A 25,385-nucleotide genomic window follows, 5' to 3' on the forward strand; every position below is an offset into this window, starting at 1 on the left:
TCCGCCATGTTGAATATCTTCAAATCCGAGTGGATTAAGCTGCGCACCACCCGCTCCTTTTGGTGGACCACCGCGCTATTCCTCCTATTTTCCTGGGGTTGGGCCGGTGTCACCGCTGCGTTTACGGAGCCGCTCGATCCGCAAGCCGTTGATATGGGCTTTCAGCCTATTGGGGCCGAGTTCACCGTCGTATTCCTGGTAACCCTGGGCCTGCCGGTGTTGATGATTCAGGCCATCATGCTGGTGACCACCGAATATCGCTTCGGCACCCAAGCCATTACCTTCATGGCCTCCCCGCGGCGCTGGAGCGTGGCCGTGTCCAAGCTGGTCTTATACGCGGTCATCGCGGCCGTACTGACCTTCATCGGTGTGGTGGGCGCGTACCTGCTTACGGATCTGCTTGCCGATAGCTCCATTTCCGCCACCTTCGATCCCTGGAACGATGAAGTCGGCCGCGAGCAGCTGTGGAAGTACCCACTGGCCGCGGTCCTCGTGGTGGCCTTTGCCCAAGGCATCGGCATGCTCATTCGCCAGACTGCGGGCTCTGTGGCGCTAGGCCTTATTTTGTACTTGGGCGTGGATCAAATCGTCAGCATGATGCCCGTGGTAGGCGATAAGATCGGTAGCTTCATGCCCTTTACTGCTTTCCAGAACTGGCTATTCAATGTCCCAGTGGATAACGCACTGTGGACGGAATCCGCAGGCAGCGGCATCGTATTCTTCATCTGGGCCGCAGTGCTGTGGGCCCTTGGCGTGCTGGTGCTGCACAAGCGCGATGCTTAGGCGAGGGTAGGTCTGTTGTTTGAGACATGACTGGTAACCGGCTGATTGTGATCAGCCGGTTACTTTTATTGGTGGTGATTAATGGCTGCCTCAGAAAACAGCCTTTCCAGGTGGGAGAATATTTGAGAACCCTATGGATGGGCGCATATCGCAAATTAAACTCTAAACGTCTTTAAATATAATTCTATTTTATCGGAAATGCAGTTTAAATATTATTTATGTACTGACAATATTGTTCTTTTGCGTTAGGGTTGGGGGTGAAGAAAAAGAAATTGTGTAGAGTAATGTAGTCAAGTTTATCCGAGGGAGTGGTAAGTGTGTCCAATGAAATGCTTCCAGATTCTGTTGAAAAGTTTGTAGCCCCGACTATCGCGGGTGCCGCATTAGTGGGAGGAGGGGTAGCCGCAACTACCCCTCCAGCTAAGGCACAAGGACCTATCGGTAACGCTGCTGAAGTAGTTAGCCACATGAAGCCCGATGGGGTCCGTGCGCACTCTATTGTTAACGAAGTCAATGCAGCAAGGGCGGATCATGGTTTAAATCCCGTGACAGAAAACCCTGCGTTAAACAATATCGCTCAAGACTGGGCCGACCATTTGGTGGGAACAGGGGATTTGCAGCATCGGCCAAATCATTGGGAAACCTATCCGGATAGCATTCCTGCCGGTGGCGAAAACGTCCTTCAAGCATGGGACGATTTCGCAGATGCGAAGTTGGTGAACATGTGGCTGAATTCTCCCAGCCACAGGAAGATTTTGCTGGACCCAGAGGCGAAAACGGTTGGCACGGGCATCGCTGTTGGGGCGAATGGTGAGCTTTTTGCCGTACAGAATTTTGGACGTTAAAGAAGCGCTTTTTAATATTCCTCTTCGGGGTAGGCGCGATTTTATCCCCCCTTGTATTCCTTAAGCTTTTCGTACGCCTTCGTACATAGGCAATGTCAAAAGCCGGGATTAAGCTTTACGGTAAAAAGCAATAGACAAGAGGGTAATCTGCGGAGGATTCGGCGTATCTTTCGCAATTAGTTCCAATAATTAACGCCGAGCCGGAGTCAATTAAGTGGACTACAAACTCATCTCTGCGGTAACACCGTGCACGGTTCAACGCGGGATGTTCTACTCTGGCTCTGCAAAAGAAAGCTTGTGTTTAGATAGCCTATGAGCGGACTATTGGGACATCGGCAAGCAAAGCTTATTGCAGGGCCGAGGTCAGCCGCATGACGTTATCGACGTAGCGGCGGACAAAGCCGCGCTGGTTCCACTCCTCGAGGGTGAGCTCGTGGCAGACCGCGCGGTAATTGGCGGCGAGCTGGTTGAACTGGGCGAGGAGATCGCCTTTGGCCACGAGCATGGTGGTCTCATAGTTGAGGCCGAAGGACCGCGGGTCCATATTGGACGAGCCGAACATGCACAGCGGATTGAACTCTTGGTTATCCGGATCCGTGATGATGAACTTGGAGTGCAAAACATACGGGTAGGGGAACTGGTAGATATGCACCCCGGCCTCGAGCAGCGCCTGGTAATACGAGGACTGGGCGTGGTTGACCATGAATTGGTCCGCGGTATCGGAGACATAAAGCTCCACGTCCACCCCGCGGTAGCAGGCGGTGGTTACGGCCTCTAAGAGGGATTCATCCGGCACGAAATACGGCGAGCACAGCACGAGGCGCTGCTTGGCGTGGTGCGCCAGGGAGTTAAACATGCGCAGGTTGGGCTCGGTCGTATATCCGGGACCGGATGGGATCATCTGCAGGTAATTGGCGTCGACGGTTTGGGCATCGTCATAGGGCAGCTCATCTAGCGGGAGGTTTTCGCCGGATTCGGTGTACCAATCCACCGCGAAAACCGCGGTCATGGCGGTGACGATGGGGCCAGACAGTTCCACCATGTAATCGATCCAGAAGCGGTCATTGGTTTTATATTGGCGCTTGATCAGGTTGATGGAACCTATAAAACCTACCTCGCCATCGATGATGACGAGCTTGCGGTGGTTGCGCAGATCCGGGCGGCGGAAGCGGCCCTTGTGCAGCTGGATGGGTAGCATGAGGCGCCAGTCCACGCCGATTTCTGTCAGTTTGTCCCCCAGCGAGGAATAGCCCTTGTACTTAAAACTGCCAATCTGATCCAGCAAAAGGCGTACCTTGACGCCGCGGGCGGTGGCGCGGGCGAGGGCCTGGAAAAATACATCCGTGGTCTCGTCCCAGGATTGGATATAGACCTCGATGGAGACGTACTTTTCGGCGCGGTCCACGGCCGCGGCGATGGCGCGAATGCATTCATCATAATCCGCATGCAGGCCCAGGTTGTGGCCAATGAGTGCCGGAAAACCGGTCAGCTCGCGGTTGAGCTTGATGACGGATTCCACCTCCGCCGACAGGATGCCGCTGGGATGATCTGGGGTGCGGGCGGAAATATCCTCGAGGCGCTCATTGGCCTCTTGCTGGATGCGGTGGCGGCGCCGGTTGATATACGGCGAGCCCATGAGCAAAAACAGCGGCAGGCCAATGACGGGCAGCACCAGAATGGCCAGCAACCACGCCGTGGAATTGGAGGGCCGGCGGCCTTCTGGCACGAAGCCGACGGCAATGATCTTGATGGAATAATCAATGATGAGGAAGATCAGCTGCCAGAAGCTGAGATCGAGCGACCAGGTCATTTAACGCACGGAATCGAAATCGGGCAGATCGAAATCTGCACTGAGCGGGCAGTGATCGGAGGTCTTTTCGCCAGCGCGTTCTTCCATGTCTACGCGGGCGCCGGTGACGTGCTTGGCCAGCGGCGGCGAGGCCAGCTGGAAATCGATGCGCATGCCCTCGTTCTTGTGAAAGCGCATCCCCTTGTAATCAAAGTAGGTATAGCGCTGGTCTTCGGTAAACCGGCGCGTGACCTCTTCCAGGCCGGCCTCTTCGAGCATCTGGAAGGCGGCGCGCTCGGGTTCGGTGACGTGTGTCTTGCCACGGAAGGCCTCGATATCCCACACGTCCTCATCGCGCGGGGCGATATTGAAATCGCCGGTTAGAAGCAGCTTGGATTGGGCGCGCCCCGCGGCGTAGCGGGAGAGCTGGTAGAGAAAATCCAGCTTGTAGTCATAGTGGCGGTCCGTGATCTCGCGACCGTTGGGGATATACAGCGACCAGATTTCTACCCCGCGGATGCGCGCACCAAGGGCCCGGGCCTCGCGATCCTGTGGCTTTTCAGGGTCCTTGGCAAATCCGGGCTGGTGGGGGAATCCGGTAAAGACTTCTTCCGGTTCCTCCTTGGAAATGATGGCCACACCATTCCATTGGTTAAGCCCATGGCAGATGACGTGGTACCCGGCATCCTCGAAGGCCTCGCGGGGGAATTTATCGTCCCTGACCTTGGTCTCTTGTAGGCACAGCACGTCAATATCGTGCGTGTGGAGAAGATCCAGCGCCCGCTGGCTGCGGGTGCGAACGGAGTTGATATTCCACGTGGTGATGCGCATGGATAATACAGTACCGCGCGGGCAATGGCCCGGACTAGTCCAGGCCGCGGCCGGCGGGCTAGGCGGGCCAGCGCAGCGAGGAGCTAGTCGCGCAGCTGGGCGTAGATCTGGCGGTGCTGCTCGATGAAGCCTAGCTTTTCGTACAGGCGAATGCCGGCGGTATTGGAAGCCAGGACATCGAGGTAGGCGTGCTTTGCGCCCTGGTCGCGCCCCCAGCGCAGCATGTGTTGGCCCAACAGGGCACCGAGGCCCTGGCGGCGGTGCGCGGGTGCTACCTCCACGGCGGAGTATCCCAGCCAGGCGGTGCCATCGCCGGATTCGGTGATGGTGCCGCGGGTGATAGCAACGGTTTCGCCGTCAATAATGAGCCGCCCAAAGCCCATCGTGCCCTCGATGCGGGCGCGCAGGTACTCCAGGGCCTGGGCAGGTAGCGCCTGGCCGCGGAAGTGGTACATTTGCAGCCACGCCTCATCGGGTTGGGCATCGATGCGGAACTCCGCGCCGCTGGGGTGCGAACCCGGGACCTCGGCGGATAGAGCCGCGAGATCGCGCAGGACCATGACGAGGATTTCGGGTTCGGTCTCCCAGGTGGCATCGGCAAGCAGGCGCTCTGCGGGCTTGCCAATACGCTCCGGGATGAGCAGGCGCACCGGGAGATCGTGGCGGCGGTAGAACTCCGTGATTTCCTCCAGCGGGACCGGGTTAAAGCCCGCAGAAGGCCCGAGCGGGACGGCCGAATTAGACCGGCCCGTCACGCCATCGCTGGCGCGCATGAGCCAGGAGCCGTCCGCGGTCCACGTGTGCTCCTTGCCAGGAAAAGCCTGGGCAGTGGCGTATTCGACGGCGCGAATATCGGAATTGCGCACCATGCGCGGCGAAAGCCGCTTTATAATCTTCAGCTGCTCGGGCGCGATCTCCACGGCCTCGAGGTCAGAGGGGTAGCCGCCGACCTGCTGCGGGCGGATGACCAGCGGCTCGAGGCTGAGGACGTGGCCAATGACATCGCTGTGCACATCGCCAAAATCGCGCCGGGCCACGACGCGATCGCCTACCTGCACGTCATCGGAACGAAAGATGCGAGACATGATTAATCGTCGTGCCCGAAGGGATCTTCGTCTTCACCCGGCATCCAGGTGTAGCCCGGCTCGGTCCAACCATGGCGCTTAATGGCCTTCTTTGCCTGGCGCTTGTAGCGGCCGATGAGGGTATCGGTGTACACGTAACCATCGAGGTGGCCGGTCTCGTGCTGCAGGCAGCGGGCGAAAAAGCCGTAGCCTTCCACGGTGATGTCGTTGCCGTGCTCGTCCTTGCCGGTCACGCGCGCCCAATCGGCGCGGCCAGTGGGAAAGCCCTCGCCCGGCACGGAGAGGCAGCCTTCGTCATCGGAGCCGTCATCGGCAGGCATGGTCTCTGGAATCTCGGAGGTTTCCAGCACCGGGTTGATAACGCACCCCTTGCGCATGCCGGCCTTATCGGCGGGCAGCTCGGTGCCATCCGGGCCTTCGGTGTCGGGACAGTGGTAGACGAAGAGCCGCTTGCCGATGCCCACCTGGTTCGCAGCCAGGCCCACGCCATGGGCAACGTCCATGGTCTCGTACATGTCCGCGATGAGCTGTTGCATCTCTGGGCTGGAAATCTCGGATTCTTCCACCGGAGTGGTGGGCTGATGAAGCACGGGGTCGCCGTGGATAACGATGGGGCGAATAGTCATGCTCTACAGTTTAGGCATGAACCCCTTGTCTGACCTAGACGCCGCCATCTTAGATTTTGAGGAAACCGCCCCGCGCAGCATTGGCCGCAAGGAAGAGGCCATTCGTGCGCAGCTGGATATCTCGCCGGTGCGCTATCACCAACGCCTCAACCTGCTTCTTGATGCCCCCGCTGCCGCCGAATCCCATCCCCTCTTGGTGGCCCGGCTAAAACGCCTGCGGGAGGAGCGCGAAAACACGCGGCGCGCCGCGCGGGGAAATACCCCACCGCGTTAGAACTGGCTACTAATGTTACTGAAGTGACTAAAGAGAATCCGGATAATCTATACGACCAGCAATTCGACGACGCCGCAGACGGTGCCGCCGCGGAGGATGCCGCCGCGACCGATTATGGCGATGCTTATTATGACGACGCCTACGACGGCGCTTATGACGATGAGGTAGGCGGCGAGGACGCTGCCGCTGCCGCTACCGCTGGCGCTGCAGGTGCCGGAGCGGGAGCCGCTGCGGCTGAAACTGGCGGTGGGGGAGGCGCCCACGCCAAGAAGGGCGGTTTACCGCTGCGCGGGCTTGCCATGGTGCTTATCGCCGTAGCTGTGATGCTCGGCCTGTGGGGCCTTTATGCCATGACCTCGGAGGACGATGACTCGACCGTCGCTTCCGATTCCGAGCAGTCGAAGTCAGACGGCTCCGCCAATGGTGGCCAGGAGGGCAACGGCGCCGGCGGGCCTGCCGCGGATGGCGCGCGCGGCGATGGCTCCCGCGACGGGGCTAATAACCAGCCGCCTCGCGAAGGCGAGGGCGATAACGCGCACCCGAATGCCGAGGGCGAGGCTAACCGCGATGCCGGCCGCGATGCCGGTGCACGCGGCGGAGGTAACGATCGCGCCGGGGATGAAGCCCGGGCCGGCGGCAACGATGCGCCGTCCGCTGCGCGCGACCGCAATGACATTAAGGTCAGCGTTCTTAATAACTCCGGTGAATCCGATAAGGCCAAGAACGAAGCCGACGTGTTGAAGGACGGCGGCTTCAAGGTGGGCTATGTGGGCAACCTGCCAGGCGACGTCCTGACCGTGCCCAAGACCACCGTCTTCTACCCAGAAGGCGATACCTCCGCGGAGTCCTTGGCTAAGGAAGTCGCCGCGCGCTACCAGGCGGAAATCAAGCCCATGAATAAGGACCTGCCCAAGGAAGCTACCGAGGACGGCGCCGTTGTGGTCGCCCTCGCCGTCCCACAGGCCTAAATAAAATTCATGGAATATTACCTGCCACCCGTTAAGCTGGACCAGTGAAGATTCCGGCAGAAGTATTCGCCCGTTCCCCCGAGCCCACGCTCGGGGTGGAATGGGAAGTCGCGCTCGTGGACCGCGACTCGCGCGATCTCGTCCCGCGCGGGGCTGAGCTTATTGATCTCGCCACTGCCGCCCACCCAGATATTCACGTGGAAAAGGAATTCCTCCAGAATACGGTGGAACTAGTCACGGGCATTTGCACCACGGTGCCAGAAGCCATTGCGGAGCTAGAAACCTCGCTGGCGGCCGTGGAAGAAGCAGCTGCCAAGCTCGGCATCGATGTGTGGGCCTCTGGCGGGCACCCGTTTACGGATTTCCGGGAAAACCCGCTATCGGATAAACCCAGTTATCAAGAGATCATCGCCCGCACCCAGTATTGGGGAAAGCAGATGCTGCTGTGGGGCACACACGTCCACGTTGGCATCAGCCACGAGGATCGCGTCTGGCCCATCATCAATGCGTTGATGACGAAGTACCCCCACCTCTTGGCCATTTCTGCGTGCTCGCCCGGGTGGGAAGGCCTCGATACGGGCTACGCCTCCAACCGCACGATGCTCTATCAACAGCTGCCTACCGCTGGCATGCCGTATCAATTCTTCACGTGGGACGAGTGGCAGTCCTATATGCGGGATCAGGCCATCTCCGGGGTCATCAACCACACCGGCTCGATGCACTTTGATATCCGCCCAGCCTCGAAGTGGGGCACCGTAGAGGTCCGCGTATCCGACGCCACCTCGAACCTGCGGGAGCTATCCGCCGTCGTCGCGCTCACGCACTGCTTGGTCGTGCACTATGACCGCATGATTGATGCGGGCGAGGAGCTACCCGTCTTGCAGCCATGGCACGTGGCGGAAAATAAGTGGCGCGGTGCGCGCTACGGCATGGATGCCCTCGTTATTACCTCGCGCGATACGGACGAGGCTTGGGTCAAAGATGAATTGGCCCAGATGGTAGAAGAACTCACGCCCTTAGCCCGCGAGTTGGGCTGCGCGGAAGAGCTGGCCTTGGTGCACGAAATCATCGACGGCGGCGCCGGATACGAACGCCAACGCCGCCTCTTCCAAGAAACCGGCAGCTGGCGCGATGTCGTCGAAGAAACCTGCCGCGAGCTCCACACCTTCCGGCCGGTGCGCTAATTAGCTAAGCGATGATCGGCTAGCCGTGCGCTCAGTGATCGCACGCCTAGAGCCACACCGGCAGTCGCTGGGCGCGGCCGCCGCGGGGTGCACAGATGGCTGCCGCGCCCCGCTGCTGCGTACCGCTTAGTCGTTATCTAGGGCGTGGCGGCCGCCGTGGGACGGGGGAGCAGGAATATCGGTATAGCCCTCGGTGGACGGAAACTCGCGGGTCTCAGGGTTAAATACTGGGAACTCTGCGGTTTCGTCGGTAGTGGCAGAACCCCGTGCGGTAGCGCCAGACGCGTGAGCTCCGGCTGTCTGAGTGCGTTGCGGCTGGGCGTGCTGCGGCTGGGCGTGCTGGGGCTGCTGGGCGCGGTGCTGTTGGGCGTGCTGCGGCTGAGCAGCACGCTGTGCCGCGTGCCGGCCCCTGGGGGCATCTTCCTCGCTGGGTTGGGTGCCGGGGATAAATCCCCACAGGGCATAAAAGGCGATGTAGAGGATGCCGGAGGCGGTGAAAAGGAGCATGGCCCAGGGCTGGAAGTCCAACTGGTTCAAAGAGCGGTTGGAGCCCTCGAGCCAGAAGGCTGCGGAGACAAAGGGCAGCAGTACGACGCACATGGCCGCGAAGGAAATGAGTGCTGCTACTTGCGCACCGATGACGCCGTGCAGGCGCTTGCCCAGTGCCTGGTTGACGGAGATGAGGACCACGATGGCCAGCGGGAAGACCCAAACCCAGTGGTGGTACCAGGAAAAGGGAGAGACCAAGCACGCGCAAATGCCGGCAAGGGACATGGCGGCGGAGTTATTCTTGTGCTTCATCGCGGTGCGCAGGGCCAGGCAGGTCAATACGAAGACGACCGCGACGGCGGCGAGCCACATCCAACCGCCGTCGATGCCCCACGCGCGCACCATGACCGAGCGGATGGATTGCGCACCCGGGTTGGTGTGTTCACCCACGCGGGAGGAATTGAAGATGGCATCGGTCCAGAACACCCCGGCATCCGGAATGGTGACGAAACCAATCGCAACGGTCACCGCGAAGGTAAGGACGGAGATAACCGCCTGCCACCAGCGCTTCTGGAATAGGAGTACCAAGCCCATAAAGGCCGGGGTGAGTTTCAAGCCTGCGGCGAGGCCGATGCCAATTCCGGGCAGTGCCCTCTTTTTTGGAATGACGTCGAGGGCGACCAAAAACATCAAAAAGACGTTGATCTGGCCGTAGAACAAGGTGCCGTACATCGGCTCTACAGTCGGGGCGCACAGCACCAGTAGGATGGCAACAACCCAGGTCAGCGGAGAAAGTTTAAGGCCGCGCTCGTGGAAGACCATGAGGATGACGGCCAATAAGGCAAGGATGGTGCCGCCTTGCCAGAGGATGATAAGGGGGTCATCGGCAAGCGCGGAAATCCACTTGAACAGCGTGCCGGCAAAGGGCGGGTAGGTAAAAGGAAGGTTGCCAATATAAGCGTTGTCATAAAGGTTGGCGCCGTTAGCCACCTCGCCGCCGGCGAGCCAGTAAATCTTCAGATCCAGCGGCACGCGCCAGATAAAGGCATTGGGGCCGTCGTATTGGCTATAGCGGGAGATGCTGAAAATAAAGAAGGCAACCAATAGAGCGGCCAGAGTAGGCAGTCCGTAGAGCTTTTTCACGGTTAAAGGTGCCTCCTATTTGCGGCGCAGCGAACGGCCGGCGGGGCGGTCATTGCGCGACATCGATTCCTCGGAACCATACAGGCCTTCACGGCGTGCAATGCGTGAGGTGCGCTGCGCGGTCACCGGGCTGGTAAACATCGCAAACAGTACCAGCAAAATAAGCATACCCAAATCACCACGCTCGGCCATACTGAATGATTCCGCGCCAGTAATGCGGATGAACGCACCCATGATGGTGAGGATGAGCCCGGTGGTCTGCGGCTTGCTCACGGCGTGGACGCGGGACATCGTGTCCTTAAAGCGGGCCAGGCCAATGGCGGCGGCGAGGATGAGCAGGCTGCCGCTGATGACGAGGATGAGCGAGAGGATATCTGCGATTAGAGACCAACTCATTGGTTATCCCTCTTCCTAAACCTGGTAACGGACACGGTGGAGATGAAGCCGAGCAGCGCGATGACCAGCATGGCCGAGACCACGGAGGTATCTAGTGACCAGCACATGTAGGTCGCCAGCGCGCATTGGAACATGGCGGTAAAACCGTCCATTCCCACCAGCCGGTCGAGGGAGTTGGGCCCGGTGATAATGCGCCAGACGGTGATTAATACGGAGACCCACAGCAGGAATGCGGGAACCAGCAGGATGGCGTGATAGATCTGCGGATCCATTATGGGTGGCTCCTTTCAAAGATCTCGATCATGGAAGATTCTAGGCGGGACACGGCATCGATTTCGCGCTGGATCTGCGCCTCATCCCGGGCATCCAGGATGTGGATGGTGATCATGCGATTGGCGATGTCAATGTCTGTCACCGTTCCTCCCGGCTGCAGGTTGTATAGGGTCACCGCGAGGGAGAGGATGAACTCATTTTCCAGGCGCATCGGCAATTCCAGGATGGCGGTTTTAGGCAGCGGCTGCGGCCGGGAGGCCAGCCAGCCCACCTTGAGGGAGGCATAAAACAGCTCCCAGAACCAGCGCAGCATGTAGCGGAAGAATTTGCCCCACGCGACCTCGACGCCGGCAATGGGCATCGCCGGCAGTGGCAGGGCGAAGACGATGACCAGGGCGACGAGGAGGCCGCCGACCACATTGCCCACCGTGATTTCGCCCATGAGCATGCACCACATGACCGTGATCCAGACGGTAAACCACGGCCGGAAGCGGTAGCGCAGACCGGCAAAGCGGCTCTTAGTAATCGCGGGCCTCCTTCTTTACTGGCGTAGGGCTTTCTGGTGCCCTCGATTTCGTCGACGCGTCCGAGCTTGGTGTCTCCGAGCTCGACGTCTCCTTGGCAGCAGATTCCGGATCGTGGGCCGGGCCGGGGTCCGGCAGCAGGTGGCTGCGCTCTTTGTAGGAGTCCGCGCCGCCTTCGTAGCGGTCCTTCTGGTCAAGGTGCCGGGTGGGGTTATCGGCATTTTCGCCCAATACGGCGTACTGATAAATGGAGGTATCCTGCGCGGATTCGGCCGCGCGGGAGGTGACACCGGAAATCGGGCCGGCTAGGAAGGTGATCGAGGTCGAGGCGATGACCAGCAGCGCGGTGGCGCCCACCATGCCGAACGGCACGCGGCCGACATCCTGGCGGGAGGAGAACTCGACCTCATCGGTGATATCAGAAAGCGGGGCGGGGCGTGCTAGGGCGACGTTGCCCTCGGGGGCATCGGCGCGGTCACGCTGGAAGCCCTTGGCCCAGACCAGCATCATGACGTACAGGGTCAGCAGCGAGGTCACCAGCGCGCCGCCGATGAGCACCCACGCCAGCCAGGAGCCTTCATTGGCGCCCGCCTGAATGAGGATGATCTTGCCCAGGAAGCCAGAGAACGGCGGCACGCCGCCCAGGTTGATGGCTGGGATGAAATACAGCACGGCGATAAGCGGGGCGGAATACATCAGCGAGCCCAGGCGCCGCAGTGAGGAGGTACCGGCCTGGCGCTCGATGAGGCCGACGACCAAGAAGAGCGCGGTTTGTACCAAAATGTGGTGGATGGCGTAGAAAATGGCGCCGGATAGCCCCTGGGCGGTGCCCAAGGAGACGCCGAAGATCATATAGCCGATGTGGCTGACCAGGGTAAAGGACAGTAGACGCTTAATATCGGTCTGCGCGATGGCGCCCAAGATACCCACCAGCATGGTGGCCAGCGCCACCCACATCAGCACGGTATCGAGGCCACCATTGGTAAAGATGGACGTGCGCGCGCGGATGATCGCGTACACACCAACCTTGGTGAGCAGGCCGGCGAACACGGCCGTGACCAGCGAAGGCGCGGTGGGGTAGGAGTCTGGCAGCCAGGCGGCCAGCGGCACCACCGCGGCCTTGATGCCAAAGGCCACGAGCAAGGTGGCGAAGATGGCGGTGCGGGTGCCCTCCGGGATGTCCTGCATGCGCTGGCCAATCTGGGCCATGTTCATGGTGCCGACGGAGGCATAGACATACGCTAGCGCCAGCAAGAAGATCATGGATGAGGCCATCGAGACCATCACATAACCCACGCCGGCGCGCACGCGGCCTGCCGATGCTCCCAAGGTCAACAGCACATACGAGGCCACGAGGAAGACCTCGAAGCCGACGTAGAGGTTAAAGAGGTCGCCGGCCAAGAACGAGATATTCACGCCCATGGTCAGCAGCATGTAGGTGGGCAAAAAGACCGCGACCGGTTCATCCTTGGTGCCATCGCGCACACCCTGGGAAATGGCGTACCAGATGACGGAGAACAGCACTACGGAGGAGGTAAAGAGGATCATCGTGGAGAGCCGGTCCGCCACCAAGGTAATGCCCACCGGCGCGTCCCAGCCGCCTATCTGCAGGGTCTGTATGCCATGGAAATCCACTATTATGATCAGGCTCGCGTTCACCGCAGCCGTAATCAGTAGGGAGAAAAAGGCGATCTGGCGCTGCACATTAGGCATGCGGGCAAACAGCAGCGAGAGCGCCGCGGCCACAGCCGGGATGATGACGGGCAGCGGGATGAGGGCGCCGACGTACGGGTACATTGTTTCGGCCGCCTGGTGGAATGGCTCAGTCATCTTCGGCTCCCTTCACCGGCTCCTCGAAGGACTCGGGGCCGAAATTATCGCCTTCCTTGGTGGCCCGTCCGGTGGCGGGGTCATTGGAGGCATCATGATCCGCGCTCGCCGCGGCGTTGCCGGGCTTGGAGGCCTTAGCGGCAATCGCGGTATCTTCGGCGTCATCTTCAATGACGTCGGCGGTGCGGTAGCGGTACTGGCGGTAGGCCAAGGTGAGAATAAAGGCCGTCAGCGCCATGGAAATGACGATGGCGGTAAGGATCATCGCTTGGGTGAGAGGATCCGCAATATCGCTGCCATAAGGCTGGGCCTCGCGGCCATCGATGGGCGGCGAGCCCGCCGGGCCACCGGCCTGCAGCATAAAGAGGTTGGCGCCATTGCCCAGCAAGAGCAGCCCGAGCATCATCTTGGTCATGGCGCGGTCGAGCAAGAGGTAGATGCCCGCAGAAACCATCACTCCGGCGGCGAGCAGGAGGAAGAGGTTGGCTTGCATTTATTTCTCCTTTCCTGCGTTGTCCCCGGAACCTGTGCCGGAGGAGCTCGTTGCGGCTGGTATCTTTTCTTTTTTCTTCTCTTGTTTTTGCGCCCGTTGGGCCTTTTGCTTGGTGCTGCGCTCGCGGTTCTTTCGCGCCAGCGAGCGGGCGCGGTCGCGGGCGCGCTGCTTACGCATCTCTTCTTCTTCATCCAGCTTGGCGCCGAGCGAGCTGAGCACGTAGAGCGTGAGCCCCACGACGATGAGGTAGACGCCCAAGTCAAAGACCAACGCCGAAGGCAGCGAGACCGCGCCGATAAGAGGGATCTCGGGCGAGCTATATCCGCTGGTAAGCGGCGGATGGCCAAAGAACATCGGCACTACCACCGCCAAGGCAGAGAGGGAGAGGCCTGCGCCCATGGTGCGCCCGGCATCGATGGGCAGGGCCTCATCGAGCTCCGCGCGGCCACCGGCCAGGTAGCGCAGGATGAGCGCGAGTGCGGCCACAAGGCCACCGGCGAAGCCGCCGCCTGGCGCGTTGTGCCCGGCAAAGAAGAAGTAGAAGGACAGCGCCATCATGGAGGGGAAGAGCACGCGGGTGGAGACATCGATCATCAGCGAGCGGTTGAGCGCCTGCTCCGATTCCGATCCTGCGGCCAGCCAGCGCCGGCCCGTGACCTGCAGGGTAGGCCGGCGGCTGTCCCTAGAGAAGGATTGGGTGCGATAAATCAGGGAGGCCACGCCGAGCGCGGCGATGATAATCACTGTGATCTCGCCAAAGGTATCCCAGGCGCGCAGGTCCACCAGCAAGACGTTGACGGCATTGGCGCCGTGGCCTATCTCCTTAGCCAGCTCCGGCATGTACTGCGAGATAGGTTCGGCAGACCGCGCGTTGATGGCAAACATCGCCACGATGGTGACGGTCAGGCCGGTGCCAACGGAGAGCCAGGCGCGCAGGCGTCCCATCTTCGGGTCCTGCTTCCACTCGGTAGACGCCGGAATGCGGCGCAGCACCAGCATGAATAGCACCATGATGATGGTTTCTGTCAGCAGCTGGGTTAGCGCCAAATCCGGGGCACCGTGGATGGCAAAGACAAAGGACAACGAGTAGCCGGTGATGCCGACGATGATGACGGCGGAGAGACGGTTATCGGTGACCGTGGCTGCGATGGCGGCCACCATCATGATGATGGCGGCGACGACCTGCCAGGGGTTTTCTGCAACCACCATGCGGATATCCGTGAGATCACCGGTAATCAGCATGGTCAGCGGCAGCACCATGAGGGTGGCGAAGATGACGGTCAGGTTGAGCTGCAGCGAACCGCGCTGGGTGACGGCCGTGGTGCGCAGGGAGAGCTTGCGCAGGGTGGAGATGACCTTGTCGTAGACGGCGTCGGCATCGCCAAGCGCGGGGTACGCAAACTGCCATTGCTCCAGCACCTGGCGGCGCCAGTGCACGATGATTCCGGACACGATGATGATGGCGGATACGCCCAAGGTCACCGACCACCCGTGCCAGAGGGCCAGGCCGTGGTGCTCGCCTGCCCCAAAGGTGGAATCGAGGTGCTGATCGATGGCCGCCGAGAGCGCCTGCGGCGCGAGGCCGAGCGCGATGGTCAGCGCGGTGAGCACGGCGGGGGCGAGCCACAGGCCCACGTTGACCTTGTGCATCGTGGCCACGGCCTTAGAGACGCCGTCTTTATCGTCCGGGAGGTTTTTGGTGGCAAAGGCACCCCATAAAAAGCGCAGGGCATAGGCCATGGTGAGGATGGAACCTGCCACATAGGCGACCAGGATCATATTGCGCGGCATGCCAATAAGCAGCTCTTCGTGCATGGTGGATTCCAGCACGGCCTCCTTGGAAACGAAGCCAAAGAGCGGGGGAACGCCCGCCATGGATAGGGCGGAGATAATGGCGATGCCGTAGAGGAAGGGCTGCTTGCGGCCGAGGCCGGATAGCTTCGTAATATCGCGCGTTCCGGAGCAGTGGAGGATGGCGCCGACCACCATGAAGAGTGCGGCCTTAAAGAGCGAGTGGGCAAAGGTCAGCGCCAGGCCCGCCTGCATGGCCTCCCGGGAGCCAACCGCCACGATGGAGGTGATAAAGCCCAGCTGGGAGACCGTGCCATAGGCCAAAATGAGCTTGAGGTCTTTTTGTTTCAGCGCCATCCAGCCGCCGAGCAGCATGGTAAATACGCCTAAGGAAATGACCACGAGGTGCCAGGTGGCGACCTCGTACATATCCGGTGCCAGGCGCGCGATCAGGTAGATTCCGGCCTTGACCATGGCCGCGGAGTGCAGGTACGCCGAGACAGGCGTTGGCGCTGCCATAGCACCCGGCAGCCAGAAGTGCGCCGGCACGATGGCGGACTTGGTGAGCGCGCCGACCAGGATGAGCACGATGGCGACGGTGACGTATGGGGTTTGGGGGAAGTGATCGTAGGCGTGGATTTCGCTAAACGTCCACGCCCCGGTCTGCCGGCCGAGCAGGCAGATGCCCATCAGCATGGACAACCCACCCAAGACGGTGACCATCAGGGCCTGCTGCGCGGCGCGGCGCGAAGAGGCGCGCTCGGCATAGTAGCTGACCAACAGGTACGACAAGAGGGAGGTGATCTCCCAGAAGACGTACATGAGCAGCAGGCTATCGGAGGTCACAAGCCCAAACATGGCGGTGGCAAAACCCACCATTTGGCCGGCGAACATGGCAAGGCGTCGGCGCGTGGAATCGAAATAACCCCAGCAATACAGCAGGACCAACGCGCCCATCCCTAAGATGATGAGGCTAAAGAGCCCGCCCAGGGCATCCATGCGCAGATCCACGGCGAGGTGCGCGGCCGGCATCCACTCGATGGTGTAATTCAGCGCGCCGCCATCGTGGAAGGTACCCCGGGCAAAGTGCGCGAGGGTCCACACGAAACCGACACCGGGAACTATTGCCAATAAACCAAAGGCTGGGCGGCCCACATTCATAATGAGCAGCGGTGCAACCACGGTGGCAACGATGAGGGCACCCAGAAGTATTAGCACGTTGGAATCTGCGCTCCTTAGGTTGTGTCAAGTTCTCAGACCCTCATTGCCGCGGGGCGTGGCGATATGCGCCATAGTCATATACACACCAAGACAGTTCGTACTCGGCCGAGTACGAACTGTCCTACTTGTGCAAGCAGCGTGGCCGGAAACGGGGTCAACTCGTCGAAAGTTTACCGGTTTTTCCACAACTTCGAAAGATTATTTTTAGCGCACAGTATTATATGTCGCCGTTGCGCGCATGTTCCTACGCGTAGCGCTGCAAGAAAAGCGCCTCCGCAGCGGCGACGTGCTCGATCTCGGTGGGATCGACGGACTCATTGGCGGAGTGGATGGTGCACTTGGGCTCCTCTACGCCGTAGAGCGCGATTTCCGCGTTGGGGTGTGCCTCCTGCAGCTCGGTGGTCAGCGGGATGGAACCGCCCATGCCCTGGGCTGCGGTCTCTTTGCCATAGGCCTCGGAAAGGCACTGGCCCAACAGCGCCACGGCGGGTTTTTCCGGGTCGGTGGAAAAACCGGCATTAGCCTCCACGACCTCCGCCTTGACGTGCGCGCCCCAAGGAACGTGGTTTTTCACGTGCTCGCAGACGGCCTCGCCAATGGCGCGGGCATCCGTTCCCGCCGGAACGCGCAGGTTCAGCTTGGCCGCCGCGGTAGCGGGAACGGCGTTGACGGCCTCAGCCACCGGGGTAGAGGTAAACCCGGTCACGGAAATGGCCGGGCGGGACCACACCATGTCTGCCACCGGGGTAGCACCCTCCGGATCCTTGGAGCCCATGATCTCGGTGCCCTCGAGCAGCTGCGCATCGCCGCGGAAGGCCTCGGCCGGGTATTCCTGGCCCTGCCAATGGGCGCTGGTATCCACGCCATCGATGGTGGTGCGGCCGTACTCATCCGTGAGCGAATCCAGCGTGCGCATCAGTGCCTTCACCGCATCCGGGGCCGCGCCGCCGAATTGGCCGGAGTGCACGGGTGCGGCCAGGGTATTGACCTCGACCTCAATCTGCGCGCCGCCGCGCAGGGAGGTGGTCAAGGTGGGCTGGCCCACCGCGGCATTGCCGGCGTCCGCGATCAGGATGGCATCGGCAGCGAAAAGCTCTGGGCGGTCCTTGATGAGCTGGGACAGGCCCTCGCCGCCGCGCTCCTCGGAGCCTTCGATGAGGTACTTCAAGTTTACCTTCGTGCCGCCATTGGCCTCGAGGGCGCGCAGGGCCGCCAGGTGCATGGCCACATTGCCTTTGCAGTCTGCCGCGCCGCGGCCGTACCAGCGGGTGGTGCCCTCGGCATCGGCGCGCTCGGTCAGGGTGAACGGATCGGATTCCCACGCCGCGCGGTCTCCTGCGGGCACGACATCGTAGTGCGAGTACAACAGGACGGTTTTGGCGCCTTCTTCACCCTTGCGCTCGCCCAGAATGGCGGTGGAACCATCCGCGGTGGTGATGGTTTCTACCGTTGCCCCTGCTTCTTCCAGCGCGGCCTTCACCCACTGGCTTGCGCCCTGGGCCTGGTCCTCCAAGCCCGGCTCATTGTGCACGGAGTTGAATCCAACGAGCTCGCTGAGCTGGCGGAAGATGGTGTCACGGTCGCTGCGTATGCTGTCAATCATATCTGTCATGCAATCCACGGTACCTTGAGCGCTTGGGCCGCAAGACAGATCCGCACGACAATTCCTATGCATTCCTGCCCCGCGCTTGCCGATGCCCCCACCTTCCCCACCGCGCCACCTTCCGCCTCAGCCGTCCTTCCGAGGGGAAGTGCCACAGCGCGGTGTGCGGCGGGCAAAAGATCGCTACAGGCAAGCGCGTTGTTTCTTGCAGTAGGGGTAGGAGAGTGCCAGAATGGGCGTTAGCACTCGGACAGGATGAGTGCTAGATAAATCTCCATCGTTGTGGTTGAGGTTGGTCCACACTCACCAGCCAGGCCGTCGCGGGCGTCCGCAGCGAGAAAGACGTGAGTGTCGTCCTCAATAAATCCAAGGAGCACAAACACTATGGCAAAGATTATCGCTTTTGATGAAGAGGCCCGCCGCGGCCTTGAGCGCGGCCTGAATACTCTGGCTGACGCAGTCAAGGTCACCCTCGGACCCAAGGGCCGCAACGTCGTCCTAGAAAAGTCCTGGGGCGCACCGACCATTACTAATGACGGCGTTTCCATCGCTCGCGAAATCGAGCTCGAGGATGCTTACGAAAAGATCGGCGCCGAGCTGGTCAAGGAAGTTGCCAAGAAGACCGATGACGTCGCCGGCGACGGCACCACCACCGCAACCGTTCTGGCACAGGCACTCGTCCGCGAAGGCCTGCGCAATGTGGCCGCTGGTTCCAACCCAATGGGCATCAAGCGCGGCATCGAGACCGCAACCAAGAAGGTTGTGGACTCCCTGCTGTCTTCCGCCAAGGAAGTAGAAACCCAGGAGCAGATCGCTACCACCGCTGGCATTTCCGCCGCAGACCCGGCAATTGGTGAAAAGATTGCCGAGGCTATGTACACCGTGGGCAACGGTTCCGTAAATAAGGACTCCGTTATTACCGTGGAAGAGTCCAATACCTTCGGCGTGGACCTCGAGGTTACTGAGGGTATGCGCTTTGATAAGGGCTACATCTCCGGCTACTTCGCTACCGATATGGAGCGCCAGGAGGCGGTGCTGGAGGATCCGTACATCCTGCTGGTCTCCTCCAAGATCTCCAATATCAAGGACCTCGTCCCGCTGCTGGAGAAGGTCATGCAGTCCGGCAAGCCGCTGCTGATCATTGCTGAGGACGTTGAAGGCGAAGCCCTGTCCACCCTCGTGGTGAACAAGATCCGCGGCACCTTCAAGTCCGTTGCCGTGAAGGCCCCGGGCTTCGGTGACCGTCGCAAGGCCACCCTGCAGGACATGGCCATCCTGACCGGCGGCCAGGTCATCTCCGAAGAGGTTGGCCTTTCCCTAGAGACCGCCGAGCTGGAGTACTTGGGCCAGGCACGCAAGGTCGTTGTCACCAAGGATGAGACCACCATCGTCCAGGGTGCTGGCACCCAGGAGCAGATCGATGGCCGCATCAAGCAGATCCGCGCCGAGATCGAGAACTCCGATTCCGATTATGACCGCGAGAAGCTGCAGGAGCGCCTGGCTAAGCTCTCTGGTGGCGTGGCCGTGCTCAAGGTCGGTGCAGCCACCGAGGTTGAGCTCAAGGAGCGCAAGCACCGCATCGAGGACGCTGTCCGCAACGCCAAGGCAGCCGTGGAAGAAGGCATCGTTGCCGGCGGTGGCGTTGCCCTGCTGCAGGCCGCTACCGTTCTTGACTCCATCGAGGCCGAAGGCGATGAAGCCACCGGTGTAAAGATCGTCCGCGAGGCACTGTCTGCACCGCTGAAGCAGATCGCTCACAACGCTGGCCTGGAGCCTGGCGTCGTCGCAGATAAGGTCTCTGGCCTGCCCGCAGGCGAGGGCCTCAACGCCGCTACCGGTGAGTACGTCAACCTCATGGAATCCGGCATCAATGACCCGGTGAAGGTCACCCGCTCTGCACTGCAGAACGCTGCGTCCATTGCAGCACTGTTCCTGACCACCGAGGCTGTTGTGGCCGATAAGCCAGAGCCTGCCGGCTCCAACAACGCTATGCCTGACGCTGACGCTATGGGCGGCATGGGCTTCTAAGAGCCCTCCACCACGCCTGGCGCATACTGAGCTCCCGCTCTTATATGCGCTTGAGTCTGGCGAAAGCTGCGCCCCTCACTGTGTGCTGAACGCACGCGGCGAGGGGCACAGCGGCGTTTTATGCCCCTTCTGTGAAGCGCTGGGGCGGATCCCCCTTTGAGGAACCAGAGGATACGAACGGATCCGTTTGTATAGCTTGGGATCTACTTTTCGTTACATCGGCAGCCGCTTCAATCGCCTTTAGTTACCGGAACTAACCCCGTATTAGGGTAAAAAGCGGGCAAAAACCGCAGTAATGAAAACTAATTCCATATAAATCTCCAGCACCGCATTGATAGGAAAATTCATCATCAATCCTTACGATGTTAATTTTTCCTTAACCTTGCGACGAAGGGGCTGTGCGGTAGCCCCAGTTCAGTGGCATACATTTGTAATTAAGGTAAACAGTTGAAGTAAAAATCCAGTGAAAATCTTTTATGAAAACTTAAGGAGCTGAGAAGGTTTCTGGAAATCTGGGGTTGCTTCGCTGAAGCCCTATGGCAAAATACTTCTCGTAGCGCCCACCGAGGGTGCCTGCACATTGCACAGCCCTTTCGGGGTACAAGCTTCGGACCTATTCGAGGAGAAAAACATGAACGTGGATCTCGCCACCATCCAGATGCACCTAGACAACTTCGTAAACACCCAGGAAGGCTGGTACAAGGTACTGTCCGGCGTTACCGAGATTCTTTCCTTTGGTAACTTGAAGAACGCAGCTGAGACTGCTACTGAGGCAGCTTTGCCGGACGCAATCACCGAACTGTCTTCCTAGTAATCTAAACCGGATTACTTTCCATCCCATTTTAAGGAGACCATAATGGAAATCATCACTTTTTCCTCCAAGGCAAACGGCGTAGCTAACACCATCGTAGAAGCTGGCCACGACATTGTTAGCCCGTTCATCGACATTGCTAACGGTGCATCCCAGCTGATCGGCATGTTCGTCTAAGAGCATCCTCGGGTGAGCCTTAAGGCTTACTAAACAAGGAAGACCTACCGGTTTCGGTAGGTCTTTTTTCGTTTTTCTTTCCTTTATTTTTGGGGTGCACCTGCGAAAAGTTAGCGCGCTAGATGTCTACATTCGGGTTACACTAAGTGCATGGCTGATATTAAAGACGACGACCTTCCTGAGATTGACCTTGCAAAAACCGACGGCTTCGTCGTTGACGGAACGGATGAGGATGACCCGTCGCTGATCATGCCGGATGGCTCTCCGGTGCAGACGTGGCGAGAGAATTACCCTTATGAAGAGCGTATGACTCGCAATGAATACGAGTCCATTAAGCGCGCACTTCAAATTGAGCTATTGAAGTGGCAGAACTGGACCAAGGAAACTGGCCAGCGCCACATCATTTTATTTGAGGGTCGCGATGCTGCCGGTAAGGGCGGAACCATCAAGCGCTTCAATGAGCACTTGAACCCGCGTGGTGCGCGCACCGTCGCGTTGGAAAAGCCATCCCCACGTGAGTCCACCTCCTGGTATTTCCAGCGCTATATCGAGCATTTCCCGGCTGCCGGCGAAATCGTCTTCTTTGACCGCTCGTGGTACAACCGCTCCGGTGTTGAGCGAGTGATGGGCTTTTGTACCGAGTCCCAGCACGCGGAGTTCCTGCGCGAGGTGCCCATGCTAGAAAACATGATCCTGGGATCGGGTATTTCGCTGACCAAGCTGTGGTTCTCCGTTACCCGGAAGGAACAGCGCACGCGCTTTGCTATCCGTCAGATTGACCCGGTGCGCCAGTGGAAGCTTTCGCCGATGGACTTGGCATCTCTGGATAAGTGGGATGACTACACGCGCGCGAAGGAAGAGCAGTTCCGTTATACGGATACTGAGGAATCGCCGTGGATTACTATCAAGTCCAATGACAAGAAGCGCGCCCGCGTCAACGCAATGCGGTATGTCTTGTCCAAGTTCGAATACACCAATAAAGATTATGACGTGGTGGGTGAGCCTGACGGGAACATCGTCAAGCGCGGCCGCGACCAGATTGGTGACTAGTAGCGTTAATCTCTAGCGCCGTTGAGCGGGAAGATCGAGGAGATCGGTCTTCCCGCTTTGCTATGTCTAAGGCCTCTGAGGAGGCTTAACCTTCTTTACGGTGGTGATGATGGTTTTCACGGATATTTCTTAGGAAATTGGCAACCATAAATAAAAAATACTTGAATTACGTTCCCTGGGAAACTATTATCAAAGTGACTTAAGAGTCATCCTATCAGTATGCGTGATACAAACCACTATAAGGAGTACGTACATGATGAGGAAGAAACTGTGCGTTTTGGCTACCGCAACCGCTGTATCCATGGCGCCCATCGCAGTATCGGGAACGCTCACCGCTACCGCCTTTGCTGGCGAAGGACAGCCAGTAGCAGAAGCAACGGCGGATAAGACCGACGTGCTCGGTCGCTCCACCGTTTCTGATAAGCAGATCGCCGATGAAGACGGCTATTTCGATAGCCACGACGGCGAGGGTGTGAAGATTTACTACCGCAAGCAGCTGGTAGAAAACCCACGCGGCAACGTTGTGTTGGCACACGGCGTTTCTGAGCACTCTGGCCGCTATGACTACGTGGCCAAGCGCCTGTTGGACGCTGGCTACAACGTCTACCGCCTGGACCACCGTGGACACGGCAAGTCTGCCTCCGGCAGCACGCCGCTGGGGCACATCGATAACTTCCAGTACATCCTCAATGACTTCGACCGCGTCGTCGACATGGCCAAGGGTGAGCACCCTGATGTAAAGACCTTCCTGCTGGGCCACTCCATGGGCGCCCTGACCGTCCAGGCGTACGGCATTCGTGAACCTGGCAAGGTCGACGGCATCATCACCAACGGCGGCGGTGCACCGTTGAACCTGTCCGGCAAGAAGGCAACCGGCCGGACCATCACCCCGGACGAGATTTCTGAGGTGCAAAAGCAGCTCGACCCCACCCTGTTCGAGCGCCTGCCGTTGGCGGATATCACCAGCTTCAACGCCCACTACGCGCAGAACCTAATCCCGCACCGCACCCACATTGGTGCGCAGTCGCCGGAGCTTTCTAAGAAGATCATGCTGTCCAACCCCTTCACGGAGGGCATTTCCACCAGCCAGGCCGTAAAGGACGAGTATGCGTCTAGCCCGCTCATCGCGCAAAAGACCAGCGCCGGTACCGCGCTGCAGCTGGGTGCCATCGCTACCTACGATGCTGTGAACGCGGACCTGTTCACCGCGCCGACGCTTATCATGCACGGCACCAAGGACGGCATCGTTCCGCCATACTTCTCCCAGGACTGGTACAACTCCATTTCCTCTGATGACGTGGAATACATCAACTGGGAGGGCCAGAAGCACGAAGTCTTCAACGAGCCAGCCGCTGACCAGGCCCTCGACACCGTGGTGGACTGGCTGGACCGCCACGTGTAGCACGGTTCTTGTGACGCGTTTCTAGCTGAAACTCTTGGCATATCCACAGTGATTGCCAAGAGTTTACGCATATGTAACCCCTTCGTTGCCCGGGTTGGATACAAAAATAGTTATGAAACGTCAACTCTGTGCTTTCTCATCTATCTTGGCCCTTTCAACAATTGCATGCGCACCGTATGCGGCGGCGCAGTCGTCGCTGAATGCGCTGTCCTCTGGCTCTTCACTTTCCTCACAAGACCCCTCAGACATGTCTTCGCGGTCGCCTCAGATGGAGGGCTCGGCCGCAGATGATGACAGTGGTGAGGAAGAGGAACACCTAGCATCGCCATCGCGAGTCTTGTGGCAGGAAAGTTTTGACGAGATTGACACCCCAGCGTGGTTTACACACCGCGCACCGGATGGATGGAAGGCGAATGTCGAGGGTGTAGATTCGGGTGAGGCTCGGTGGAAAGGCTGGACTTTTGGGGATATGCGCCACTGGACTTGGGCCTCAGGAACCGATATGCGCCACTATTTTACCCAGGCGCATGACAAATTTGCCATCATCGACAATAAACAGCAGCGCCTGGCAGAGGGCGATTCGATGAATGCGGAGCTGACCAGCCCGGAGATTGCAGTTGCTGGTCAAGACCGCGTAAATGTGGAATTTGATCACCACTACCGCCAAGGCAAGGACGGGCAAAACGCTACGGTGCAAGTCTCCTTCGATGGTGGAAAGCCGCAGGAGATCGCAACATTTAATCAAGACGTCTTTTCCAAACACGAATCTATTGGGGTAGACGTACCTGCCGGGACGAAGAACATGCAGGTGAGCTTTAAGTACAACCACGGCAACGATGATTGGTGGTGGGCGGTAGATAACGTAGGCGTTATTAAACCGCTAAGCCAGGAGATCGGAGCACCGCAAGCTGTTGTGGACGTACTCAGCGATATTCAGGGTGACCCGGAAGATTATAAAGATGCGGTGCGCCAACTCAACGGCATGGAGGATAAGGCGGGGGCGCTGGTCCTCAATGGCGACCTAGTAGACGATGGCTCACAGGAACAGTGGGATGCCTTCCTGGCTGCGCATAAAAAAGTACCTCATCAGTCGGGGAAGGAATTGTGGACCATCGGTAACCATGAAATGTATGGCAAAGAAGGATCCAAGGCGTACATGGACCGCTTCCTTAAATACTCTGGGCAGGACAAGCCATGGAAAGAAGAAATTGTTGATGGGGTACCGATGATTTCCATCAATACCGAGTTCTATTCTGATCTTCTGCGCCACGGCAAGGAGCCGTTCCAGCGTATTAGCAAAGAACAGCTCAACTGGTTGGATGAGCGCCTAGCCTACTGGGATGCCAAAGGGATCCCGGCACTGGTATTTAGCCACCCGCTGTTGCCACAGACAGTGTCCATGTCTCACTCGGCGTGGTACCAGAATGACTTTGAAGATCTTGAGGCATTGTCCAATGTGGTCAATAAGTACAACAACATCGTCTGGTTTAGTAGCCATAGCCATTCTTCGCTGAACCAGAATAACTGGTGGGGTACCCGCCGCTACGACGGTACCGGTGAGTCCGGCCGCACTGGTTTCCCAGTGGTTAACACCGGCGCCATCCTCAATGAGTACATGCCGGACGGCGATAATGACGAAAAGATCGTTAAAGAAAAGGAAGAAGCCTCTACTGGACTGCGGGTCAAGGTCTTTGCTGACCGCGTCCGAGTAGAGGCTTGGGATTTTAAGTCCGGCGAAATGATTAAATATCAGGATTTCGCGCGGTAGG

At 59.3% G+C, this 25,385-nt stretch carries 24 protein-coding genes; 11 read left to right on the forward strand and 13 right to left on the reverse strand.

Features of this window, described 5'->3' with window-relative positions:
* Window positions 1-6: 6 nt before the first annotated feature.
* Entirely contained in the window at window positions 7-783 is a 777-nt protein-coding gene (locus tag ABRP87_RS06555) for an ABC-2 transporter permease family protein (protein ID WP_349868124.1), read from the forward strand.
* Window positions 784-1,100: 317 nt separating this feature from the next.
* Complete coding sequence (locus ABRP87_RS06560; RefSeq protein WP_349868125.1) at window positions 1,101-1,628, forward strand: CAP domain-containing protein; 528 nt, start codon at window positions 1,101-1,103, stop codon at window positions 1,626-1,628.
* 346 nt (window positions 1,629-1,974) lie between these two features.
* Here the strand turns inward: ABRP87_RS06560 and ABRP87_RS06565 are convergent, their stop codons facing one another.
* The 4 genes from ABRP87_RS06565 to ABRP87_RS06580 form a co-directional block, all read right to left on the reverse strand.
* Complete coding sequence (locus tag ABRP87_RS06565; protein WP_349868126.1) at window positions 1,975-3,438, reverse strand: phospholipase D-like domain-containing protein; 1,464 nt, start codon at window positions 3,436-3,438, stop codon at window positions 1,975-1,977.
* Entirely contained in the window at window positions 3,439-4,248 is an 810-nt protein-coding gene (locus tag ABRP87_RS06570) for an exodeoxyribonuclease III (protein ID WP_349868127.1), read from the reverse strand. It abuts the gene before it with no gap.
* Between the two features lie 83 nt (window positions 4,249-4,331).
* The gene (locus tag ABRP87_RS06575; RefSeq protein WP_349868128.1) at window positions 4,332-5,333 is read right to left on the reverse strand and encodes an N-acetylglutamate synthase, CG3035 family; all 1,002 of its coding nucleotides are present in this window, start codon (window positions 5,331-5,333) and stop codon (window positions 4,332-4,334) included.
* 2 nt (window positions 5,334-5,335) lie between these two features.
* Window positions 5,336-5,959, reverse strand: a complete 624-nt coding sequence (locus ABRP87_RS06580; protein ID WP_349868129.1) for a peptide deformylase — start codon at window positions 5,957-5,959, stop codon at window positions 5,336-5,338.
* Here ABRP87_RS06580 and ABRP87_RS06585 point away from each other — a divergent pair.
* The 3 genes from ABRP87_RS06585 to ABRP87_RS06595 are packed head-to-tail and all read left to right on the forward strand — an operon-like array spanning window position 5,958 to window position 8,385.
* Complete coding sequence (locus ABRP87_RS06585) at window positions 5,958-6,233, forward strand: DUF3263 domain-containing protein (protein WP_084529689.1); 276 nt, start codon at window positions 5,958-5,960, stop codon at window positions 6,231-6,233. The genes ABRP87_RS06580 and ABRP87_RS06585 overlap by 2 nt on opposite strands.
* Window positions 6,234-6,256: 23 nt before the next feature.
* Window positions 6,257-7,201 (forward strand): LytR C-terminal domain-containing protein, encoded by a 945-nt coding sequence (locus ABRP87_RS06590; protein ID WP_349868130.1) that lies wholly within the window; start codon window positions 6,257-6,259, stop codon window positions 7,199-7,201.
* A gap of 44 nt (window positions 7,202-7,245) precedes the next feature.
* Window positions 7,246-8,385 carry a glutamate--cysteine ligase gene (locus tag ABRP87_RS06595; protein WP_284869428.1) on the forward strand — a complete coding sequence of 380 codons (1,140 nt, stop codon included), beginning with the start codon at window positions 7,246-7,248 and terminating at the stop codon, window positions 8,383-8,385.
* A 126-nt stretch (window positions 8,386-8,511) separates the two neighbouring features.
* On the opposite strand, the gene ABRP87_RS06600 is transcribed toward ABRP87_RS06595, so the two are convergent.
* The 9 genes from ABRP87_RS06600 to ABRP87_RS06640 form a co-directional block, all read right to left on the reverse strand.
* Window positions 8,512-10,017: a glycosyltransferase 87 family protein gene (locus tag ABRP87_RS06600; protein WP_349868131.1), complete on the reverse strand. Its 1,506-nt coding sequence runs from the start codon at window positions 10,015-10,017 to the stop codon at window positions 8,512-8,514.
* 15 nt (window positions 10,018-10,032) lie between these two features.
* Window positions 10,033-10,413 (reverse strand): monovalent cation/H(+) antiporter subunit G, encoded by a 381-nt coding sequence (locus tag ABRP87_RS06605; protein WP_005279458.1) that lies wholly within the window; start codon window positions 10,411-10,413, stop codon window positions 10,033-10,035.
* A complete protein-coding gene (locus tag ABRP87_RS06610) occupies window positions 10,410-10,685 on the reverse strand; it encodes a monovalent cation/H+ antiporter complex subunit F (RefSeq protein ID WP_023018012.1) in 276 nt (91 codons plus the stop codon). Before ABRP87_RS06610 ends, ABRP87_RS06605 begins: the two co-directional genes overlap by 4 nt.
* On the reverse strand, window positions 10,685-11,212 hold the full coding sequence (locus ABRP87_RS06615) for a Na+/H+ antiporter subunit E (RefSeq protein ID WP_239268492.1): 528 nt from the start codon (window positions 11,210-11,212) through the stop codon (window positions 10,685-10,687). The genes ABRP87_RS06610 and ABRP87_RS06615 overlap by 1 nt, the downstream gene beginning before the upstream one ends.
* Window positions 11,205-13,040, reverse strand: coding sequence for a Na+/H+ antiporter subunit D (locus tag ABRP87_RS06620; RefSeq protein WP_349868132.1), 1,836 nt, complete (start codon window positions 13,038-13,040; stop codon window positions 11,205-11,207). The genes ABRP87_RS06615 and ABRP87_RS06620 overlap by 8 nt, the downstream gene beginning before the upstream one ends.
* Entirely contained in the window at window positions 13,033-13,533 is a 501-nt protein-coding gene (locus ABRP87_RS06625) for a Na(+)/H(+) antiporter subunit C (protein ID WP_023024001.1), read from the reverse strand. The genes ABRP87_RS06620 and ABRP87_RS06625 overlap by 8 nt, the downstream gene beginning before the upstream one ends.
* The gene (locus ABRP87_RS06630) at window positions 13,534-16,542 is read right to left on the reverse strand and encodes a Na+/H+ antiporter subunit A (protein WP_349868133.1); all 3,009 of its coding nucleotides are present in this window, start codon (window positions 16,540-16,542) and stop codon (window positions 13,534-13,536) included.
* A 247-nt stretch (window positions 16,543-16,789) separates the two neighbouring features.
* The gene (locus ABRP87_RS06635) at window positions 16,790-18,157 is read right to left on the reverse strand and encodes a dipeptidase (RefSeq protein WP_349868134.1); all 1,368 of its coding nucleotides are present in this window, start codon (window positions 18,155-18,157) and stop codon (window positions 16,790-16,792) included.
* A gap of 230 nt (window positions 18,158-18,387) precedes the next feature.
* Entirely contained in the window at window positions 18,388-18,531 is a 144-nt protein-coding gene (locus ABRP87_RS06640; RefSeq protein WP_349868135.1) for a hypothetical protein, read from the reverse strand.
* Between the two features lies 1 nt (window position 18,532).
* Between ABRP87_RS06640 and groL the strand changes: the two genes are divergently transcribed.
* The 6 genes from groL to ABRP87_RS06670 all read left to right on the forward strand — a co-directional run bounded on the left by groL (window position 18,533) and on the right by ABRP87_RS06670 (window position 25,384).
* A complete protein-coding gene (gene groL / locus ABRP87_RS06645; RefSeq protein WP_023023995.1) occupies window positions 18,533-20,176 on the forward strand; it encodes a chaperonin GroEL in 1,644 nt (547 codons plus the stop codon).
* Window positions 20,177-20,807: 631 nt separating this feature from the next.
* On the forward strand, window positions 20,808-20,987 hold the full coding sequence (locus tag ABRP87_RS06650; protein WP_023023993.1) for a hypothetical protein: 180 nt from the start codon (window positions 20,808-20,810) through the stop codon (window positions 20,985-20,987).
* Between the two features lie 45 nt (window positions 20,988-21,032).
* The gene (locus ABRP87_RS06655; RefSeq protein WP_023023991.1) at window positions 21,033-21,164 is read left to right on the forward strand and encodes a hypothetical protein; all 132 of its coding nucleotides are present in this window, start codon (window positions 21,033-21,035) and stop codon (window positions 21,162-21,164) included.
* Window positions 21,165-21,314: 150 nt separating this feature from the next.
* The gene (gene ppk2, locus ABRP87_RS06660; RefSeq protein ID WP_023023989.1) at window positions 21,315-22,214 is read left to right on the forward strand and encodes a polyphosphate kinase 2; all 900 of its coding nucleotides are present in this window, start codon (window positions 21,315-21,317) and stop codon (window positions 22,212-22,214) included.
* 253 nt (window positions 22,215-22,467) lie between these two features.
* Window positions 22,468-23,616, forward strand: a complete 1,149-nt coding sequence (locus ABRP87_RS06665; RefSeq protein ID WP_349868136.1) for an alpha/beta hydrolase — start codon at window positions 22,468-22,470, stop codon at window positions 23,614-23,616.
* A 247-nt stretch (window positions 23,617-23,863) separates the two neighbouring features.
* Entirely contained in the window at window positions 23,864-25,384 is a 1,521-nt protein-coding gene (locus ABRP87_RS06670; protein ID WP_349868137.1) for a metallophosphoesterase family protein, read from the forward strand.
* The last annotated feature ends 1 nt before the right edge of the window (window position 25,385 follow it).

Origin of the sequence: Corynebacterium sp. KPL2830 (genome assembly GCF_040225635.1) — a bacterium.
Classification (GTDB): domain Bacteria; phylum Actinomycetota; class Actinomycetes; order Mycobacteriales; family Mycobacteriaceae; genus Corynebacterium.